The following is an 18,934-nucleotide window of genomic DNA, read 5'->3' as shown; positions in this document are numbered from 1 at the left end:
ACTTTACCCCAATGTCAATTTATGACTAAAAATAAAAAAATAAACACATATTTTTCAATAACTTAATTAAATATATTAAAGTAGTTTAGAGTCCAAAGCAATGTGTTGTACTTTATTGAGCAGATACAGAGAAAGCTAATTTTTATTTTTTAAATGATGAACAAAAATGCAGCAGAAAATAAAATTTTGATTTAGGCGTTTTTTAGACAGACAAGACTCTTACACCCCAATAGAAATAGGCGTAACACATAGTCATTTTAGGTGAATTTTTTTGAGTGTGAGCAAGATATATTAAAGCCAGCCATAGCTCACCTTCACAAACCATCCCCAGCGCAAATTTATATTAAACTTTTTGATGAAACTGCGAGATATCCAAGGTATGTACTTTGCCGCGCCAGATCCATTTCAACTGTGATTCCAGAAAATTTTCACCTTCAAACCAGACAAACAGCCCTTCCATCATTTGTGGCCAGTCTTCCTGTGACACCTCATTACGCCCTGAAATTACCGCAATAATCGCAGCCAGAATGGTGTCATGACTGACCGCCAGACTTAGGCCGCCCGGACTGTTAGGATGAGTGTTATAAATCAGTTCCAGCACATCCACCACGCCATGAATCGGATGTTTCATGCCCGGCAAGGCATTATTGACAAAGCTGTTAATAAAGCCCAACGCACCCTGCTGACGAAAATATGGCCCGGCCTGCTTGATGTCCAGCACAAAACTGCCCGGCTCAACCAGCAAACCCTGCTCGACAATTTCAATATGATGGGTATTTGGCGCAATATGTACCGAGTCGGCGCCTTCAATCATTAAGGCGGCAGTATCGACACAGCGCTGGATCGGACTAGAGATACAATGCTGAATGGCGCGTCCGCTATGGTCAATAAGATAAGCCCCCCATTTTTGCGCCAGTTCACGCCCCGGACCGGTTAACTGCAAATCATAGCCCGCCAGCCCCTGTCCAGCCACATTTTCACGAATGGAATGCCGGGTAAACAAGGTCACGGGAGTATGTACATCGGGCAACAAATCAATTGCCTTTAACATACTCGGTGGAAGCAGCTCTAACGCCATGGATCAAGCCAAATACAAAGGTGTTAAGCCCACTATAGCATGTTGGCAAATTAGCTCAATGTTCATTCGCCATAAGTGCTAGAGCACGCAAGGCAATCTCTTTCATTTCGGCATTTTTATAGGCAATAAAATTGCCATTTAACAGCGTATCACGATGGTTATATAAAAATGGCCGTCCCTGAAAATCAATCAGGCCACCGCCAATCCGTTCAATCAGGCATTGGCCAGCACTGGTGTCCCATTCACTGGTTGGGTGAAAACGCGGATATAAATCCACTTTATCTTCCAGCATCATGCAGAACTTATAAGCACTGCCAGCACGAAAAACCGTATAGTCCTGCTCAATGGCTGCTAATGCCTGTAGATACTGCTCATAGACCGGTTTATTTTGGCTACTTTGACTTAAACCGACTTGAATCTGCGGACCACTGTCTACATATAGATAGGCGTACCATTGCTGTTGCTGGATATTAAACCGTAGCGGCAGGCCCTGTTTGGGGCAGATATACACCGTTTGCTCGCCCGGAATCGCCAGAATGGCAAAGGTGGTATGAATGCCTTCGACCAGACTCAGGTTAATGGTAAATTCCGGACGTTGATGTAAAAACTCTTTGGTGCCATCGAGTGGATCAAGCAGCCAGAACGTGTCCCACCGCGCCCGATCATAAACTGCGCCTTCTTCTGACAGTAGCGGCACATCTGGAAACTGCTGGGCCAGCTGTTCTGTAATGAAGGCATTCACCCGAAAATCGGCCTGGGTTACGGGCGATTCATCGCTTTTGTGTTCAATATCAAAATCGGCACCGGAACAATAACGCTGATATTCTTCTCGCAAGATTTCACATGCCTGTGTCACAATGGGCATCAGCTGCAAAATCAGTGGATCTTGTGGTGCTGTGGTTTTTTTAAACATAGATAGCCTTATATGTCGAATTATTCTGATCAACCCACCATCATCTTTGACATGGATGGTACGCTGCTTGACCTTGCCTATGATGATTTCATCTGGAATGAGCTGTTACCGGTGCGCTATGCCGAGCTGCATCAATGCAGTCTGGCGGAAAGCCGGGATACCCTGTTCCAGTTTTATCAGGAACACAACCATACCCTCAACTGGTATTCATCGCGCTTCTGGACCAGTAAAGTCGGGGTCGATGTACTGGCCATGCAGATTGAGCACAAACATAAGGTGGCTTTAAGACCGGGCTGTATCGAGCTGCTCGATTACCTAAAAGCCAATGGCTATCCAATCTGGCTGGCCACCAATGCCGACTGCGCCGGCCTAGCCTTTAAACTTGAGCAGACTGGTCTGACCAACTATTTTGATGTCATGATCAGCAGTGAAAGCGTTGGACATGCCAAAGAATTTGTCGAGTTCTGGCAACACCTGGCACAGCAGCATCCTTTTGATCCTGCCCGCTGTTACTTTATTGATGATACCGAAAAAGTACTCAATGGTGCAGCAAAATTCGGTATTCAACAGCTGCTGACCATTCAGCAGCCTTCATCAGGCAAAGCAGCCCGTGTAGACAGCCGTTATCCGATGCTGCATGTGCTGACCGACCTGATTCCCCTATTGCAACACGCTGAGGAAAACAAAATATATGCCTAAATCTGCTCAACACGAAGCTGTAGAAAGCATGCGTATTGACAAGTGGCTCTGGGCGGCCCGCTTTTTTAAAACCCGTTCAATTGCCAAAGCGGCCATTGAAGGCGGCAAGGTGCATCATAATGGTGAGCGCGTCAAAGTTTCCAAGGAAATCCGGGTTGGTATGGAGCTGACCATACAACAGGGCTTTGACCGCAAAACGGTCAAAGTACTGTCTTTATCGGCAGTCCGTGGTCCGGCACCGGTGGCCCAGCAACTTTATGAAGAAACTGAGGTCAGTATTGCTCGTCGGGAATTGATTGCATCACAAAGAAAGTTGCATAATCTAGCACGGCCTGATCATCGTCCAAGTAAAAAAGACCGACGACAAATCAGTAAATTTAAACAAGAAAATGATCAGTCCTATGACCAGTCCTGGTCATATCATGATGATTAATTTTGGGCGTCAGAATGTGTCGCAAGGCCACTGATTTTCATAGAAGAGAAACATAAATTCTGTCACTATACTCGGGTGGAAAGAGTTTGAAGTACATACATCCACTTGAGTATATTGTTTGGTGACATCGTATTGAGGTTGTAAGATGGATGAGAATAAAAGCAAGGCGCTAAATGCTGCCCTAAGCCAGATTGAAAAACAGTTTGGTAAAAACACAGTAATGCGTCTTGGTGACAATACCGTACAAGCTGTAGAAGCAGTATCTACCGGTTCATTAACGCTGGATATCGCGCTCGGTATTGGTGGTTTACCAAAAGGCCGTATTATTGAAATTTATGGCCCTGAATCTTCAGGTAAAACCACAATGACCCTGCAAGCCATTGCGGAATGTCAAAAAGCCGGCGGCACCTGTGCCTTTATTGATGCCGAACATGCTCTTGATCCTCAATATGCGCGCAAACTGGGTGTAGATATTGACAACCTGCTGGTCTCGCAACCGGACAACGGTGAACAGGCGCTGGAAATTGCCGACATGCTGGTACGTTCAGGCGCAATTGACCTGATCGTTGTCGACTCTGTTGCAGCCCTGACCCCACGTGCCGAAATTGAAGGCGAAATGGGTGATTCACATATGGGCTTGCAGGCTCGTCTGATGAGCCAGGCGCTACGTAAAATTACTGGTAATGCCAAACGTTCTAACTGTATGGTGATCTTCATTAACCAGATCCGTATGAAGATTGGTGTGATGTTTGGTAGCCCGGAAACCACCACTGGTGGTAACGCACTGAAATTCTATGCCTCAGTACGTTTAGATATTCGCCGTGTTGGTCAGGTTAAAGAAGGTGACGAAATTGTCGGTTCTGAAACCAAAGTAAAAGTGGTGAAGAACAAGATGGCACCTCCGTTCCGTGAAGCGCTGTTCCAGATTCTGTACGGCAAAGGTGTGAACCATTTAGGTGAACTGGTCGACCTGGCTGTGCAGCAAGAGATTGTGCAAAAAGCTGGTGCTTGGTATTCATATCAAGGTGAAAAGATTGGCCAAGGTAAAAACAATACCATTCGCCATCTGGAAGAACATCCTGAACTGGCACAGACCATTGAAAAACTGATTCGTGAACAGCTATTAACCACAGGCAACGTGGTTGAAGAAAAAGACGAAGAGGAACCTGACTTTTCATTAGATCTGTAAGACTCAACTGTTGAGACTTTAGACATTACACAATACGCCCTACGGGGCGTTTTGTTATTATGCTGATGGCCCTTTTCTGCGAGATGCTTATGTCAGATGCGAAATTCACTAAACTGTTGGACTATGAAACCTTAAAGCAGCAATTTGGCGATGCAGAAGATCAGCCAGCACCATCTGTATCTGCAACTGCCCCGCCTGAATTTGATCCTGAAGAACGTTTATTCGATCATAATAACAGTCAGGAACACAAACCCGGTTTAAGCGGTTCACGTTTGCGCTCTTATGCCTTTGCAGTCCTGACCCGTAAAGAATATTCCAAAGCTGAACTGATTGAGAAACTGGCGCTGTATGCAGAAAACCGTGAAGAAGTGGTCGTTTTGGTCGATGAACTGTCACGCGAGAATTACCAGAGTGACCAGCGTGTGGCCGAAACCCTGCTGTCCAGCCAAAAGCGCAAAGGCAAAGGCCCCAATCAGATTAAAATGAAGCTGAAAAGCAAAAAAATTGATACCGCTTTAATTTCAGAAGAACTGAAAGAAACCGACTGGGTGCAGCAAGCCTACGAATTAAAAGTTAAAAAGTTTGGTCCTGATGTCACGAAAGACCCGAAACTGAAAGCCAGACAGATCCGCTTTTTAATGTATCGTGGTTTTGAAATGGATGCGATTATGAAGGCGATTAACCGTAAAGCAGAAGATTAAAAACTGAATCTAGAGATGTAGATAAGCATCTAACTAGGATGAAACATCGACAAATATAAGAAAATAATATAGGGATTAAATCGAAAGGAAATTAAAAAGAAAAAAGCGATATTCTAAGAATTATAAAAATGGTGGCAACCCTACCAGCAAAGCTTCGGCACATCCCACGTCTGCTACCGTTGCTACCTTCCGGTCCTGGCGGGGTTCACAGGGTGAAATTGCGAAGTAACCGGCAGGGCTACCATTGCAGAAACAGAGTATAGACAATTTTATTGAACTTGCAAGTCCTGATTGCGCTTTTATATAAATCAGCCATCTATTTGATTATTAAAAAAACAGTTTGTATTTAATTGGTTATTTTGCAACAGAATTCCGAGAATTTTGACAGACGCCTAATTCATGACAACTTTGTAAAAGCTTATTGCAATTCAGGTTCGGGCCGTTTTTAATGTGCACATGATGATGATTTGGAATGAGCCCTTTCCTGCCCGCTCATTCCCAGTAAAGATAAAAGATGGATATGAAAATGATGCTAAAAAAGCATACACTCTGTGCACTCACCCTGCTCTGCTCTGCGCCAGCACTGGCCAATATTCCCATTGAATCACGCGGCTTAAGTCAGAACAGCGGCAGCGCCAGCACCCCGGCGGCCATTGGCGCCTCCAATAGCGGCGCTCCGGTCACCACCAACCTGAACTGGCAATTGATGCAAAAAAACCAGCAGCTTGAAAATGATATTCGCACCCTGCGTGGCAAAATGGAAGAACAGGAAAACGAGATTGCCCAGCTCAAGCATGAACTGACCAACCGTTATACCGATTTAGACCAGCGTCTTGAACTGCTGAACCAGAAAATTGATCCGGAAGCAGCACCTGCTGTAGAGGAGGATAATCAACAGGATAGTTCTCCCAGTACAGCCAGCAGCAGCCAACCCACCAGTAACCCCGTAAATAATACCGCTGCCCCAGCACCAGCAGCGACCACCGTGGTTAGCACACAAAGCTCGACGGAAGAACTGGAAAAAGCCGCCTATACCATCGCTTTGGATGCCTATAAACAAGGCGGTGCAAAAAAAGCCATTGCCCCGATGCAGAACTTTATTAAAAACCATCCGAATAGCGTGTATATCAGCAATGCCTATTTCTGGCTGGCCGAGTTTAATCTGGCAATTGAACCAACCAATTACAGCGAAGCCAAAAAGAATTTTGAAATTGTTGCCAGCAAATATCCAAATTCGTCTAAAGCCTCCAATGCGGTGTATCGCCTGTATAGCATTGCCAAAAATGTCGACAAGAATGATGTACTGGCCGCGCAGTATCGTAGCACCCTGCTGACCAAATACCCATCTTCCCAGGAAGCAGGCTTTGTGAAAAGCTCATAACCAAAAAGCCTCAGATGAGGCTTTTTTTATAACAGCAGGATCGTGTTTAACGATGGGTATGTACTGACATAACAATGCCCATCCCGGCCAGCAGACTGACCACAGCCGTACCGCCATAGCTCATTAACGGTAATGGATCGCCGGTTACCGGTAAAATCCCGCTGACCATGCCAGAGTTTAAAAACACAAAGAAGAAGAAGGTCAGGCCAACTGCGCCGGCATATAGGCGACCGAAATTATGAAAACAACTCAGGCTGATAATCAGGCAGCGGATAATAATTGCAGCAAACAGTGCGAACAGTAAAAACACCCCAAAGAAGCCAAATTCTTCAGCATAGGTCGACATAATAAAGTCGGTATGATGCTCCGGCAAATAACCCAAATGCGACTGAGTGCCTTCCAGATAACCCTTACCAGTCAGGCCACCCGAACCAATGGCGATTTTGGATTGAATAATATTCCAGCCAGCGCCGAGTGCATCAGATTCTGGATCAAACAGGGTTAAAATCCGTTTCTTTTGATATTCCTGTAATAAAAACATCCAGGCCAGCGGTGCAACAATGGCCATCGCCGCAAATGCCCCGCCAATTAAACGCCAGGACATACCGCTCAGAAACAATACAAAAATGCCTGGAATAATCAGGCCAATGTTCAAGTCCGGCTGTAGTGCCACCAGCACAAAAGGAATCCCGAGCAGTACCAGCGCACCGACGATTTGCAGAAATTTGGGTGGAAACGGTTTACGGGCAAAATACCAGGCCATCATCAGTGGCATGGTAAATTTCATGAATTCACTGGGCTGCATACTGCCAATACCGGGCAGACTGATCCAGCGTTTGGCACCCATACGGGTTTCACCAATCAGCAGCACCAGTACCAGCATGAGCACGGCCAGGGCATAAAAATAGGGACTGGCGGCCTGATAGACCTTGGGCGGAATCTGCGCACAGATAAACATGGCAATAAAGCCGATACCAAAGCTGATGCCCTGACGCATCACCATTCCCATATCCTGTGCGGTGGCACTATACACCACCATCAGCCCTAAAATTGCATTCAGGATCAGGAAGCATAATAGCCAAGGATCGAGGTGTAGTTTGGTCCAGCGAGAGGTATCGCTTTTAATGCTTCTTCCATCACGTAAAGAGTGACGTAAAAAACGATACTGCTGAGAAGGTATCATTGCGCCCCATTCAATCCAGATAACAAATCATCGGCAATTATAGGATGAACTATGCGCAGAGTGAATCGGAAATACACACCCGACTCATGATTTCAGCAAAGATTTTTTATGCAGTACTTCCGGCGTGCTGGGCTTGCAGAATTAAACGTGCCAGCTCCAGATCATCGGGATAGGTAATTTTAATATTGTCCGAGCGACCTTGTACCACCTGTACCGGATAGCCACCATGCTCCAGCGCACTGGCTTCATCGGTAATATTTAGCTCTTGCGCCAATGCCTGTTCAATCGCACGTTTAAGCTCACCTAAGTGCGCCATTTGCGGGGTTTGTGCCTGCCACAGCTGGGCACGGTCTACCGTGGTCTGAATCTGCTGCTGCGTTTCTACACGCTTGAGGGTGTCACGGACCGGAATGGCCAAAATAGCACTCTGGTTGCTGTGTACTGCCTGATTCACCAATGCATATAAGTTTTCAACCGCCACACAGGGACGCGCGGCATCATGCACCAGCACCCAGTCTTCATCCGATGCAATAGCAGATAAATACTGCAAGGCATTCAGCACCGAGTTGACCCGCTCTGCGCCACCCAGACAAAAATGAGCTTTATCCTGATGTGCAAACGGCAAACGCTGGGCCACATCATCCTGCGCACCAATGGCCAGCACATAACCTGCCAGCGGCAACTGATTTAAACGCGCTACCGTATGCTCCAGCACCGTGTGGTCCTGGATCATCTGATATTGCTTGAGTTCGGATTTGGAAAAGCGACTGCCCGAGCCTGCTGCCGGAATAACGGCCCAAAGTTTATGGTGTAGGGGTTGTTGCAGCTGGCTGTGGTGCTTCATTGGTACGTAAATCTACCTGGGCATTCGGATTGATATAAATCGGCTTATATTGGGTACTGATGGTACTCATCTGTACAAAAGTTTCATGTGGTTTAATTAAGCCCAGATCAAGACGGGCATGTTCTTCGATGGCTTCTACACCATTTTTTAAATCATAAACTTCCGCGGCCAAAACCCGGTTACGTTCTTTTAATTCATTATTGAGTTCGGTTTGTTGTTGTATTTTCTGGGTCAGTTCCTGATGTTCACGATAACCACCTTCACCAAACCAGTATAAATATTGAAACCCTGCGATCAGAACGATCGCAAGGCCCAACAGTACTTTACTCGATTTCGAGTCGAATACACTTAACATTGACATCTGTCGCTTAGTTTAAACCTTTAAACTCAGCTTTACCGCGATATGCAGCATTCGTCAATTCTTCAATACGAAGTAATTGGTTATATTTCGCTACACGGTCAGAACGGCATAGAGAACCGGTCTTAATTTGACCTGCTGCTGTACCTACTGCAAGATCGGCAATGGTCGAATCTTCAGTTTCACCTGAACGGTGAGAAATAACCGTTGAGTAACCATTGGCTTTTGCAAGGTAGATGGCATCTAAAGTTTCAGTCAAGGTACCAATCTGGTTGTATTTAATCAGAATCGAGTTACCCACTTTTTCGTTGATACCGCGTTGCAGGATTTTAGGGTTAGTCACGAACAGGTCATCACCGACCAACTGGATCTTGTCGCCAAGAATTGACGTCAGGTAAGACCAGCCTTCCCAGTCAGATTCATCTAAACCATCTTCAATTGAGATAATTGGATATTGGTTTACCAAGCCAGCTAAATAGTCAGCAAACTGGTTGCTGGTGAATGCTTTGTTGCCTTCGCCTTCCAATACGTATTGACCATTCTTGTAGAATTCAGAAGATGCACAGTCAAGCGCAAGCATCATGTCAGAACCTGCCTTGTAGCCAGTCTGTTCAATTGCTTCAAGAATTACGGTAATTGCTTCTTCGTTTGAACGTAAGTTCGGCGCGAAACCACCTTCATCACCTACAGCTGTGTTCAAACCTTTTTTCTTTAATACTGATTTTAACGCATGGAATACTTCAGCGCCTGAACGTAATGCTTCAGCGAATGAAGTGAAGCCTACTGGCTCAATCATGAACTCTTGGATGTCAACAGTGTTGTCTGCGTGCGCACCACCGTTCAGGATGTTCATCATTGGCACAGGCATAGTCAAAATGGTTTGACCACGTAAATCTGCGATGTATTGGAAAAGAGGAATTTTCTTTTCATCAGCAGCAGCGCGTGCAGCAGCCAACGATACGGCTAGCGTTGCGTTTGCACCTAATTTTTCTTTGTTTTCAGTACCGTCTAAAGCAATCATCGTATTGTCGATGTCTTTTTGCTCAAATACTGATTTACCCACCAGCGCATCACGGATTAGCGTGTTAACGTTGTTTACGGCAGTTTTCACACCTTTACCTAAGTAACGTGTTTTATCGCCATCACGAAGTTCTAAAGCTTCACGAGAACCAGTTGAAGCACCAGATGGTGCACATGCACGGCCAACTACGCCAGATGCTAAGATTACGTCTGCTTCGATGGTTGGGTTACCACGAGAGTCCAAAATTTCACGTGCACGAATGTCAACGATTTGGCTCATGAATAATTCCTCAGTTGATTGAATAATAGATGCTGTTGCGGGCATCAATGAGTATCTAACTTTTTGAATCCTTTAACTAAAGTATCCAATTCTTTTAATTGCGCCAAGAATGGCTCTAATTGTGACAGGCGCAGCGCACACGGGCCATCACATTTGGCCACATCCGGATCTGGATGCGCTTCCAGGAATAAACCTGCAAGCCCGGTCGCCATACCGGCACGCGCCAGTGTGGTGATTTGCGCACGGCGACCACCTGCTGAATCAGCACGGCCACCCGGCGTTTGCAGCGCATGGGTCACATCGAAGAAGACCGGCACATTCATCTCTTTCATGATGTCAAAGCCCAGCATGTCAACAACCAGATTGTTGTAACCAAAGGCTGAGCCCCGTTCACAAAGAATCAGTTTGTCATTACCAGCTTCCAGACATTTATGCAGGATATGACGCATTTCATGCGGCGCAAGGAATTGGGCTTTTTTAATGTTGATGATGGCCTGTGTTTTGGCCATAGCTTCAACTAAATCGGTCTGACGGCTTAAAAAGGCAGGAAGCTGAATAATGTCAGCAACTTCAGCCACCGGCGCAGCCTGATACGGCTCATGCACGTCGGTGATAATCGGAACATTGAAGTGTTTTTTGATGTCTGCCAGCCACTCAATCCCTTTTTCCAGGCCTGGGCCCCGGAATGAGTTCAGGCTTGAACGGTTGGCTTTATCAAAGCTGGCCTTAAAAACGTAAGGAATATTCAAACGTGTGCAGATATCAATATAGGTTTCTGCAATTTCAAAGGCCAAATCTTTGGACTCAAGTACGTTCATGCCGCCGAATAGTACAAATGGCAAGTGGTTTGCCATTTGTATATCGCCTAAACGTACAACTTCTTGTGCTTTTAATTGTGACATTTAAACTTCCTGGTTTATTCCTTTTACCGCTTAGTGCTTGTTTTGGTACTGCTTTTTGGCAGCATCAATAAAGCTTGCAAACAGCGGATGTCCATCACGTGGCGAGCTGGTAAATTCTGGGTGGAATTGTACCGCAATAAACCAAGGATGTTGAGGGATTTCAACTGTTTCCACCAAGTGCTGTACTGGTGAATAACCTGAGATTTTCATGCCTTTTTCTTCAAGAACAGGAATATAACGGTTATTCATTTCATAGCGGTGGCGGTGACGTTCAATAATTTCTGCTGAACCGTACACTTCACAGGTTTTGGTGCCTTCAACCAGTTCTGATTTTTGTGCACCTAAACGCATGGTACCGCCGAGGTCAGAATCAACTGAACGCTGCTGTACTTCACCACGCTCATCTAACCATTCGGTAATCAGACCAATTAATGGAGATTTGGTTGAACGGTTAAATTCAGTTGAAGTCGCATCTGCAATACCGGCAACGTTACGTGCGTATTCGATCACGGCAAGCTGCATACCTAAACAGATGCCCAGGAATGGTACACCGTTTTCACGTGCATAACGGATGGCCGCCATTTTACCTTCAGTACCGCGCTCACCAAAGCCACCTGGTACCAGAATTGCGTCAGCATCTTTCAGTACGGCTGCAACGTCCTGGCTTTCCAGGTCTTCTGCATTGACATAGTCAATTTGTACTTTGACACGGTTTTGAATACCGGCATGCAATAATGCTTCGTTCACCGATTTATAGGCATCTGGCAGTTCAACGTATTTACCAACCATCGCTACACGTACGGTGTATTCCGGATTCAGTAAGGCTTCAACCACGTTATCCCAGTCAGACAGGTCTGCTTCTGGCACATCAAAACCAAAACGTTCACAGATCAAATCATCAACATCCTGCTCATAGAAGGTACGTGGAATTTGATAAATGGTTTTGGCATCTTTACATACCACCACTGCACGCGCTTCAACGTTGGTGAACAGTGCAATTTTGCGGGTAGTATCTGCGTCTACATCGTGCTCAGTACGGCAGATCAGGATATCTGGCTGAATACCGATTGACAGTAATTCTTTAACCGAGTGCTGGGTTGGCTTGGTTTTTAACTCTGCTGCAGACTTGATGTATGGCAACAGGGTTAAATGCATCAGCATGGTACGTTTATGACCGAGCTCAACCATGAGCTGACGGACCGATTCCATGAATGGGAGAGATTCAATGTCACCGACCGTGCCGCCAATCTCAACAATGGCAACGTCATAACCTTCACCTGCGCGAAGGACACGCTCTTTAATATTATCTGTGATGTGTGGAATCACCTGAACGGTACCGCCCAGATAATCACCACGACGCTCTTTATTTAAGACGTCTTGGTACACGCGACCTGATGTGAAGTTGTTTAACTTCGTCATCTTCGCACGACGCAAGAAACGTTCGTAATAACCCAAGTCTAAGTCAGTTTCAGCACCATCCTCTGTGACAAAAACTTCACCATGTTGGAAAGGACTCATCGTCCCTGGATCGACATTGATGTATGGATCCATTTTGACCATGGTTACTTTCAAACCACGGGCTTCTAAAAGTGCAGCAACTGAAGCAGCTGAAATACCTTTACCTAGTGATGAAACAACACCACCAGTCACGAAAATAAAATGGGTCATTGGGTTTCTCGTACAATCGAGCCTAAACTGGCCTGCAATGTTGCGCAATTTTACTTTACTCTGCACCTATAAAGCAAAGTCATTCCGCATCAATTCATAGAACAATAAACAATTGGCTATTCTATCAGCATTTCCGATAAAAAATTAGATTTTATTCATAGGATTTTCATCTGATTTTTTGCTGTTATAATACGCGCATCTCGTTGAACCCTCCTTTTTTAGATTATGAACAAAAAATTTTTGATTTGTGGTGCAATTGCAACCAGTTTATTCCTGAGTGCCTGTGTTAAAAAAGAAGCACCTCAGGAAGAAGAACAGGTTGAAGTTGAGGTTCAGCAAACTGAGCAGATCACTGAGCCAGCCCAGTTCGAGCCACTTGAAGCAGAAACGCCAGAAGTGTCTGAAACTGAAGCGCCAGTGGAATACGAAGTTGAACGTACTGAAACTGAAAACACCACAACCGAAATTCGTCGTGAAGTGACGCCACGTGAACCTGCGCCAGCCCCTCAGCCAGCTCAGGCCGCTCCTGCTGAAGACAAACCGGTAGAAGCCCGTCCAGCCAACCCGGACCCAGACAGCCAGTCACAAGATGACGCTGTTGCCGCAGCTATTGCCGCAGCAACCCCAGCGCTTGAAAACTGATTTCAGCCTTCAAGCACTGTTGCATAAAAAAACCCAGTCCATGTACTGGGTTTTTTATTGGCCTTTTTATGAAGCTGTTCCATTCAGGAATAAGAACGTTCACCCTGTTGATGCTGGTTCTTTAAATAATCAGCCATTAAACGTGTGGCCCAGGACTGTGGCGCACCTAAACCTTCATAAAAACCGCAATGACTGCCCTTTTTGGTGGTCACCACCATAATATTCGGCATTTTCTGAATACTTTCTTTATACGGTTCCAGATTTTTAATATGACAAACCGGATCATCTTCGGCGTTTAAAATCATCAGGGGAATTTTGACATTCTGGAACACATAAATCGGGTTAATGGCTTTGCTATAACTTTCATAATCATGATAGCCAGCCATCTCAAAATAGGCCTGTTCAAATTCGGCCAGGTTTTGCGCGGTAATGACTTTGGCCAGCGATTTGGTTTTCTGCCAGCTACTCCGATAAGGATCAATAAAGGCCTGAATCACCTTTTTGGTCATGACCTTACTATAAAACGGATGAACATGGTTAAAGCCGATTTCGGTGTCATACCCCGGGCACAGTGCAAAAGCAGCTTTTAGCGGCGTTTTGTCGCCTTCTTCACCTAAATAACGCACCAGCAAACCGGTACCGGCCGATGAACCTACCCCATATAGGGCAGAAACCGGGAATTTTTTCTGAATAAACTGGATCTGTTCCCGTAAATCTTCGGTGGAACCAAACAGGCAGATTTTCGGAACCGGCATAGGCAAGTTGGCATGACCACGGCGTAAACATAAGGCAATACGCCAGCCGGTCTGCTGATGTAAATCCCGCACCAGCTCGCTCATGCTCTCGGCAGTTCCGACAATGGTGTGCATTACAATAATGGTTGGGGTGCGTGGTGGCAGATGCAGACCGTACCAGGCAATAGCCGTTACGCCACCATCGGACATGTTCAGCTGCTCAATGGCATCGTAATGCAGGCGGATGGTTTTTTTCTTGATTAAGTCAAAATAAAGCAGATGCGCATGGGTATTGGACAGCCACGGGGTTGGCCGGTATTTCTGTTTCAGTTGCGGTAAAACATCTATACAGCGCCGGATTTGACCTTCGGGATTAAAATATAAGGTCGGTTCTGCGGCGCCGGTCCATTCATCAATCAAGCGCTGGGTGAGCTGGGCCATTTTCTGGATCACAAATTTCATGTTTTGTTCCCCCCTTTTATGGTTTGGCTTATATCATGCTAGTTCTCTCATGTTATGAAGTCAGTTGAGTTCAGGGCTTAGATCAGGTGGGCATAAATTGTGCCATCCGTTGTCCCATCTCGGCAGCCAAAGCTTCGAGGCCGCTTTTAGGACGAATCATCACTTCAAAATCAATGATCTGACCTTGATCATTGAAGCGGATCATATCAATACCCTTGAGTTTTTTATCTCCCACCTGGGCAGAAAACTCAAGCACAACATTGTTACCGTCTGCAGCATAAAATTCACGGTGATAGCTAAAGTTCTCAAAGACCTGAATTACATTGGTCAGAATAAAAAACACCACCTGCTTGCCGGCATAAGGCTGATAGGCCACCGGAGAACGAAACACCACCTCATCGGCCAGCAGTTCATTCAGGATGGCCATATCACGCTGTTCAAGCATCTGGTGCCAACGGGCAATCGCGGTTTTGGTGATGTGTAAGGTCATTTTGGGGTCCTTTTTTATTTTGATATTTCATTGCTATATAAACTCCCCCTGAGCAAGTTTTAAAGCATTGCTTTAAAACGAAGTGCAAGAAAGGGGGATTTAGAAGGGTTTTTCTACAAGAATCCCTCCCAACCTCCCTTTTTCAAAGGAAGGAGTAGATTCTATTCAGTGAATTCCCTCAGCTTCCAGAAGATGAGCAACCCTGCTGCACAGGGCAGAGGCGGTTATTCACCCTGTCCCCAGCGCTCTTCCATAGGGAGAGGGTGAAGGAATTGCATTAAATTTTCGCCGCCAACTCTGCGCCCTGACGGATTGCGCGTTTGGCATCTAACTCACCGGCTTCCTTGGCACCGCCAATCAGATGCACATTTTTACCCGCAGCTTGCAGCTGATCGTACATAGCAGTATAAGATTCTTGTCCGGCACAGATCACCACATTTTCAACTTCCAACAGCATCGGCTGGTCATTGACCGTAATATGCAGCCCCTGATCATCAATTTTCTGGTAGCTTACGCCGGCCATCATTTTAACGTCACGGTTTTTTAAGCCGGTACGGTGAATCCAGCCGGTGGTTTTGCCCAGGCCCGCTCCCACCGAAGACGCTTTACGCTGTAACAGGTAGATTTCATGATTGGAGGCTTCTACCTGTGCCGGTTTCAGGCCACCGACATGCTCATATTCGGTATCAATCCCCCATTCATCATAGAATTTTTCCGGATTCAGACTGCCACTTTCACCGGCATGACTTAAGTATTCTGCGGTATCAAAACCAATTCCACCAGCACCAATAATCGCAACCCGTTTCGCCACCGGTCGACGCTCTTTCAGCACATCCAGATAGCTCAGAACTTTAGGATGATCAATTCCTTCAATCTCCAGCTGACGTGGAGTCACCCCGGTTGCCACCACAATTTCGTCAAAACTGCTTTTGCTCAGCTCATCAAAGCTGGCCGTATGGTTCAGTTTTAGCTGAATGCGTGGCTGCAACTCAATTTGACGTTTGAAATAACGCAAGGTTTCATAAAACTCTTCTTTGCCCGGAATGGTCTTGGCAATATTAAACTGCCCGCCAATCTGGTTAGAGGCTTCAAAAATCGTCACTTCATGACCACGGTCTGCCGCATAAATTGCAAAGCTTAAACCGGCTGGACCAGCCCCAATCACCGCAATGTTTTTCGGCTGGCTCGCTTCTTTAAAGATCAGCTCGGTTTCATGACAGGCACGAGGATTGACCAGACAGGAGGCAATTTTCATGGAGAAAATATGGTCCAGACAGGCCTGGTTACAGGCAATACAGGTATTAATTTCATCGCTACGGCCCTGCTCGGCTTTCACCACAAAATCAGCATCTGCCAAAAATGGACGCGCCATCGACACCATATCGGCCTGACCGGTCGCCAGTACATGCTCTGCCATTTCTGGGGTATTAATCCGGTTAGAAGTGATTAAAGGAATTTTGACTTCACTTTTGAGCTTTTCTGTGACCCAGCTAAAAGCCGCACGCGGCACTTTGGTGGCAATGGTCGGAATACGTGCTTCATGCCAGCCAATACCGGTATTAATAATGGTCGCACCCGCTTTTTCAATTTCTTTGGCCAGCTGCACCACTTCTTCAAAACTTGATCCGCCTTCGACCAGATCCAGCATCGACAGACGATAGATAATAATGAAGTTTTCGCCGACTTCAGCACGGGTACGTTTCACGATTTCAATTGGAAAGCGAATCCGGTTTTCATAGCTGCCGCCCCATTCATCATCACGATGATTGGTGCGCTTGGCAATAAACTCGTTAATCAAGTAGCCTTCCGAACCCATAATTTCAACACCGTCATAACCGGCATATTTGGCCAGCTTGGCACAGTTGGCAAAATCGGCAATAGTCTGCTGCACTTCGGCCGAGGTGAGTGCATGCGGTTTAGACGGGTTAATAGGCGCCTGAATCGCGGATGGCGCCACAATATCCGGCTGATAGGAATAACGTCCAGTATGCAAAATCTGCAAGGCGATTTTACCGCCCGCTTCATGCACGGCTTGGGTGACCACTTTATGTTTTTCAGCTTCGGCCAAGGTGTCAAGTTTATTGCCACCTGCAAAGGTTAAGCCGGCATCATTTGGAGAAATCCCGCCGGTCACAATCAGGCCCACGCCGCCTTTGGCACGCTCTGCATAGAATGCTGCCATCCGTGCATAACCATTTGGTGCTTCTTCAAGACCCACGTGCATAGAACCCATAAGTACGCGGTTTTTTAAGGTGGTAAAGCCTAAATCAAGCGGGGCTAACAGATGCGGATAATTCGACATATTCTCTCCTTGGCTGGCCAAAAGCGGGCTATTTTTATGTTAATGCAACTTGTTGCATAAATTTATATGCGAATTTTGACTTTTATGCAACATGTTGCATAATATTTTAGATTCATACTTGCATGATCTCGTCTATGTCTTTAGCCCATGTATTACTCACCAGCCTGATTGAAAAACCCAGTACGGGCATTGAACTGGCCCGGCGCTTTGATCGCTCGATGGGCTTTTTCTGGAATGCTACCCATCAGCAGATTTATCGTGAATTAAACAGCATGCTCAGCAAAGGCTGGATTTCCACTTTGGCTGAAGAAGATGCCCAAGGCCGTAAAAAAACCTATCAGGTTGAGGCCGCAGGCCGGGTCGAACTGGCCGACTGGATGGTCAAGCAAGGTCCTCCGGCGCAGCTCCGTGAAGAACTGATGGTGCGTTTACGGGCCGAAGCACAACTCGGCGGTAATGAGGTTTTGCCCGAGCTAGAGCGGCATTTACAGTTGCATCAGGAAAAATTGCAGCTGTATCAGGCCATTTATGCCAAAGACTTTGCCCAGCAGACCGACGAAAATCGTACCTTATATATTCATAAAATGATTTTACAGCTGGGTATCGAGCAGGAAATCGGCTGGATTCGCTGGCTGGAAGCGGTGATTCCGGCGCTAAAAGCTTTTGATCAACAACAATAAAATTTCAAGGAATAAAATCTCATGCCGTATTATGTCATGCCCGATGGCGAAGGTTTATTTGTGCGTGAATTTGGTCAGGGCCAGCCGGTGCTGGTGCTGTCCGGTTTGGGCATGCACAGCTGGCAATGGCTGCCGTTTTTGTGGCCGCTACGTAAACAGTTCCGTTTTATTATTCCCGACTGGCGCGGCTTTGGCGGTTCGAAGCAGTGCCGGATTCCGGAGCTGGATGCCATTTCCAGCCACTGGCAGGATGTGCAATCCTTAATTCAGCAACTACAGCTGCAACAGTTTATAATCGTTGCCTATTCGATGGGTGCGACCACCGCCATGCATGGCATGCAATATGGACAGCTGGTAACGCAGTTAAAAGCCTATCTGCATATTGATCAGACCCCAAAAATCCTGGTAGATGAACACTGGGCCTATGGCCTGTTTGGCCAGCAGCACAGCCGCTTCAAACAGATCTTATCCGAACTGTCCGCGCTATTTACGGAACACGCACATCTCCAGTGGATTCACGATTTAAATGATACGGCCAAAGATCAACTGTTTGCTTTATGGATGCAGTTTATTGAGCTGCAAAATAACAACCCTCGCCAGCGAGCCATCTTTCGTAAAATCCTGCAACAGCCACGTTTGCAACATCTGCTGTTACCCTCATCTCGACTGGACTATATGGCCTGGTATATCCGTAACTATTTGGAGCATACCGAAGATTATCGCGAGGCCTTAAGCCAGCTAAACTGCCCTACGGTGTTTTTTAGCGGGGTGCAATCGGTACTCTATCCGGTACAGGGGCAAACCCTGATTGCCCAGAGTGTGGCACAGGCACAGCAGGTGTTATTTGAAAAATCAGGGCATACTCCGCTACTGACTGAGCCGCTGAAATTTGCCCGTGAAATTAAACGCTTTTTGTTGCAGCATCAGTAAGTATCTGCATCAATATTTATAGCGCACTCAATAAAAAAGCCGAAC

19 protein-coding genes and 1 other RNA gene are annotated in these 18,934 nt (G+C 46.2%); 8 read left to right on the top strand and 12 right to left on the bottom strand.

All coding sequences use genetic code 11. From position 1 onward, the window contains the following. Positions 1-343: 343 nt before the first annotated feature. Positions 344-1,078 (bottom strand): histidine phosphatase family protein, encoded by a 735-nt coding sequence (locus tag FTU86_RS02995; protein WP_005178488.1) that lies wholly within the window; start codon positions 1,076-1,078, stop codon positions 344-346. A gap of 55 nt (positions 1,079-1,133) precedes the next feature. Continuing rightward, a complete protein-coding gene (locus tag FTU86_RS02990; protein WP_168407078.1) occupies positions 1,134-1,991 on the bottom strand; it encodes a 3'(2'),5'-bisphosphate nucleotidase CysQ in 858 nt (285 codons plus the stop codon). A 12-nt stretch (positions 1,992-2,003) separates the two neighbouring features. Here FTU86_RS02990 and FTU86_RS02985 point away from each other — a divergent pair, with 12 nt between their 5' ends. From FTU86_RS02985 to FTU86_RS02970, 4 genes are all read left to right on the top strand, one after another. Continuing rightward, the gene (locus FTU86_RS02985) at positions 2,004-2,690 is read left to right on the top strand and encodes an HAD-IA family hydrolase (RefSeq protein ID WP_180036790.1); all 687 of its coding nucleotides are present in this window, start codon (positions 2,004-2,006) and stop codon (positions 2,688-2,690) included. After that, the gene (locus tag FTU86_RS02980; protein ID WP_016659022.1) at positions 2,683-3,123 is read left to right on the top strand and encodes an RNA-binding S4 domain-containing protein; all 441 of its coding nucleotides are present in this window, start codon (positions 2,683-2,685) and stop codon (positions 3,121-3,123) included. Before FTU86_RS02985 ends, FTU86_RS02980 begins: the two co-directional genes overlap by 8 nt. 145 nt (positions 3,124-3,268) lie before the next feature. Continuing rightward, the gene (gene recA / locus FTU86_RS02975) at positions 3,269-4,312 is read left to right on the top strand and encodes a recombinase RecA (RefSeq protein ID WP_005178495.1); all 1,044 of its coding nucleotides are present in this window, start codon (positions 3,269-3,271) and stop codon (positions 4,310-4,312) included. Positions 4,313-4,401: 89 nt separating this feature from the next. Further along, positions 4,402-5,013, top strand: coding sequence for a regulatory protein RecX (locus FTU86_RS02970; protein WP_005178497.1), 612 nt, complete (start codon positions 4,402-4,404; stop codon positions 5,011-5,013). Positions 5,014-5,151: 138 nt separating this feature from the next. On the opposite strand, the gene ffs is transcribed toward FTU86_RS02970, so the two are convergent. After that, positions 5,152-5,248, bottom strand: an RNA gene (gene ffs / locus FTU86_RS02965) — signal recognition particle sRNA small type. Positions 5,249-5,539: 291 nt separating this feature from the next. On the opposite strand from ffs, the gene FTU86_RS02960 reads away from it, so the two are divergent. Next, positions 5,540-6,394 carry a YbgF trimerization domain-containing protein gene (locus FTU86_RS02960; protein ID WP_180036789.1) on the top strand — a complete coding sequence of 285 codons (855 nt, stop codon included), beginning with the start codon at positions 5,540-5,542 and terminating at the stop codon, positions 6,392-6,394. Positions 6,395-6,440: 46 nt separating this feature from the next. On the opposite strand, the gene rodA is transcribed toward FTU86_RS02960, so the two are convergent. From rodA to FTU86_RS02930, 6 genes are all read right to left on the bottom strand, one after another. After that, positions 6,441-7,577, bottom strand: a complete 1,137-nt coding sequence (rodA, locus tag FTU86_RS02955; RefSeq protein WP_005178500.1) for a rod shape-determining protein RodA — start codon at positions 7,575-7,577, stop codon at positions 6,441-6,443. A 106-nt stretch (positions 7,578-7,683) separates the two neighbouring features. Then, positions 7,684-8,421 carry a 2-C-methyl-D-erythritol 4-phosphate cytidylyltransferase gene (ispD, locus tag FTU86_RS02950; protein ID WP_180036788.1) on the bottom strand — a complete coding sequence of 246 codons (738 nt, stop codon included), beginning with the start codon at positions 8,419-8,421 and terminating at the stop codon, positions 7,684-7,686. Continuing rightward, entirely contained in the window at positions 8,381-8,782 is a 402-nt protein-coding gene (locus FTU86_RS02945; protein WP_075167982.1) for a septum formation initiator family protein, read from the bottom strand. Before FTU86_RS02945 ends, ispD begins: the two co-directional genes overlap by 41 nt. Before the next feature lie 7 nt (positions 8,783-8,789). After that, positions 8,790-10,079, bottom strand: a complete 1,290-nt coding sequence (gene eno, locus FTU86_RS02940) for a phosphopyruvate hydratase (protein ID WP_005178507.1) — start codon at positions 10,077-10,079, stop codon at positions 8,790-8,792. A gap of 44 nt (positions 10,080-10,123) precedes the next feature. Then, positions 10,124-10,981: a 3-deoxy-8-phosphooctulonate synthase gene (gene kdsA, locus FTU86_RS02935; protein WP_005178509.1), complete on the bottom strand. Its 858-nt coding sequence runs from the start codon at positions 10,979-10,981 to the stop codon at positions 10,124-10,126. A gap of 30 nt (positions 10,982-11,011) precedes the next feature. Next, positions 11,012-12,649, bottom strand: coding sequence for a CTP synthase (locus FTU86_RS02930; RefSeq protein WP_005178510.1), 1,638 nt, complete (start codon positions 12,647-12,649; stop codon positions 11,012-11,014). A gap of 225 nt (positions 12,650-12,874) precedes the next feature. On the opposite strand from FTU86_RS02930, the gene FTU86_RS02925 reads away from it, so the two are divergent. Beyond that, a complete protein-coding gene (locus tag FTU86_RS02925) occupies positions 12,875-13,291 on the top strand; it encodes a hypothetical protein (protein WP_005178512.1) in 417 nt (138 codons plus the stop codon). Between the two features lie 83 nt (positions 13,292-13,374). Here the strand turns inward: FTU86_RS02925 and FTU86_RS02920 are convergent, their stop codons facing one another. From FTU86_RS02920 to FTU86_RS02910, 3 genes are all read right to left on the bottom strand, one after another. Beyond that, on the bottom strand, positions 13,375-14,487 hold the full coding sequence (locus FTU86_RS02920) for a YheT family hydrolase (protein ID WP_016659027.1): 1,113 nt from the start codon (positions 14,485-14,487) through the stop codon (positions 13,375-13,377). Positions 14,488-14,569: 82 nt separating this feature from the next. Continuing rightward, a complete protein-coding gene (locus FTU86_RS02915; protein ID WP_075166817.1) occupies positions 14,570-14,977 on the bottom strand; it encodes a nuclear transport factor 2 family protein in 408 nt (135 codons plus the stop codon). A 277-nt stretch (positions 14,978-15,254) separates the two neighbouring features. Then, on the bottom strand, positions 15,255-17,279 hold the full coding sequence (locus FTU86_RS02910; RefSeq protein ID WP_005178520.1) for an NADPH-dependent 2,4-dienoyl-CoA reductase: 2,025 nt from the start codon (positions 17,277-17,279) through the stop codon (positions 15,255-15,257). A gap of 134 nt (positions 17,280-17,413) precedes the next feature. Here FTU86_RS02910 and FTU86_RS02905 point away from each other — a divergent pair, with 134 nt between their 5' ends. Both FTU86_RS02905 and FTU86_RS02900 read left to right on the top strand, forming a co-directional pair. Next, positions 17,414-17,959, top strand: a complete 546-nt coding sequence (locus FTU86_RS02905; protein WP_160243061.1) for a PadR family transcriptional regulator — start codon at positions 17,414-17,416, stop codon at positions 17,957-17,959. 21 nt (positions 17,960-17,980) lie between these two features. Continuing rightward, entirely contained in the window at positions 17,981-18,889 is a 909-nt protein-coding gene (locus FTU86_RS02900) for an alpha/beta fold hydrolase (protein WP_180036787.1), read from the top strand. Positions 18,890-18,934 lie beyond the last annotated feature (45 nt).

The sequence above is a fragment of the Acinetobacter sp. YH12155 genome, assembly GCF_013418255.1.
GTDB lineage: Bacteria > Pseudomonadota > Gammaproteobacteria > Pseudomonadales > Moraxellaceae > Acinetobacter > Acinetobacter indicus.
The sequence above is the reverse complement of the archived record's forward strand: the minus strand, read 5'-3'. Positions and strand labels throughout refer to the sequence as shown.

Coding starts and splice junctions, on each gene's coding strand:
- kdsA (WP_005178509.1), bottom strand. CDS start 10,981: ATGTCACAATTAAAAGCACAAGAAGTTGTACGTTTAGGCGATATACAA.
- FTU86_RS02995 (WP_005178488.1), bottom strand. CDS start 1,078: ATGGCGTTAGAGCTGCTTCCACCGAGTATGTTAAAGGCAATTGATTTG.
- FTU86_RS02930 (WP_005178510.1), bottom strand. CDS start 12,649: ATGACCCATTTTATTTTCGTGACTGGTGGTGTTGTTTCATCACTAGGT.
- FTU86_RS02970 (WP_005178497.1), top strand. CDS start 4,402: ATGTCAGATGCGAAATTCACTAAACTGTTGGACTATGAAACCTTAAAG.
- FTU86_RS02915 (WP_075166817.1), bottom strand. CDS start 14,977: ATGACCTTACACATCACCAAAACCGCGATTGCCCGTTGGCACCAGATG.
- eno (WP_005178507.1), bottom strand. CDS start 10,079: ATGAGCCAAATCGTTGACATTCGTGCACGTGAAATTTTGGACTCTCGT.
- ispD (WP_180036788.1), bottom strand. CDS start 8,421: ATGAAGCACCACAGCCAGCTGCAACAACCCCTACACCATAAACTTTGG.
- FTU86_RS02945 (WP_075167982.1), bottom strand. CDS start 8,782: ATGTCAATGTTAAGTGTATTCGACTCGAAATCGAGTAAAGTACTGTTG.
- FTU86_RS02900 (WP_180036787.1), top strand. CDS start 17,981: ATGCCGTATTATGTCATGCCCGATGGCGAAGGTTTATTTGTGCGTGAA.
- FTU86_RS02925 (WP_005178512.1), top strand. CDS start 12,875: ATGAACAAAAAATTTTTGATTTGTGGTGCAATTGCAACCAGTTTATTC.
- rodA (WP_005178500.1), bottom strand. CDS start 7,577: ATGATACCTTCTCAGCAGTATCGTTTTTTACGTCACTCTTTACGTGAT.
- recA (WP_005178495.1), top strand. CDS start 3,269: ATGGATGAGAATAAAAGCAAGGCGCTAAATGCTGCCCTAAGCCAGATT.
- FTU86_RS02980 (WP_016659022.1), top strand. CDS start 2,683: ATGCCTAAATCTGCTCAACACGAAGCTGTAGAAAGCATGCGTATTGAC.
- FTU86_RS02905 (WP_160243061.1), top strand. CDS start 17,414: ATGTCTTTAGCCCATGTATTACTCACCAGCCTGATTGAAAAACCCAGT.
- FTU86_RS02960 (WP_180036789.1), top strand. CDS start 5,540: ATGATGCTAAAAAAGCATACACTCTGTGCACTCACCCTGCTCTGCTCT.
- FTU86_RS02910 (WP_005178520.1), bottom strand. CDS start 17,279: ATGTCGAATTATCCGCATCTGTTAGCCCCGCTTGATTTAGGCTTTACC.
- FTU86_RS02990 (WP_168407078.1), bottom strand. CDS start 1,991: ATGTTTAAAAAAACCACAGCACCACAAGATCCACTGATTTTGCAGCTG.
- FTU86_RS02920 (WP_016659027.1), bottom strand. CDS start 14,487: ATGAAATTTGTGATCCAGAAAATGGCCCAGCTCACCCAGCGCTTGATT.
- FTU86_RS02985 (WP_180036790.1), top strand. CDS start 2,004: ATGTCGAATTATTCTGATCAACCCACCATCATCTTTGACATGGATGGT.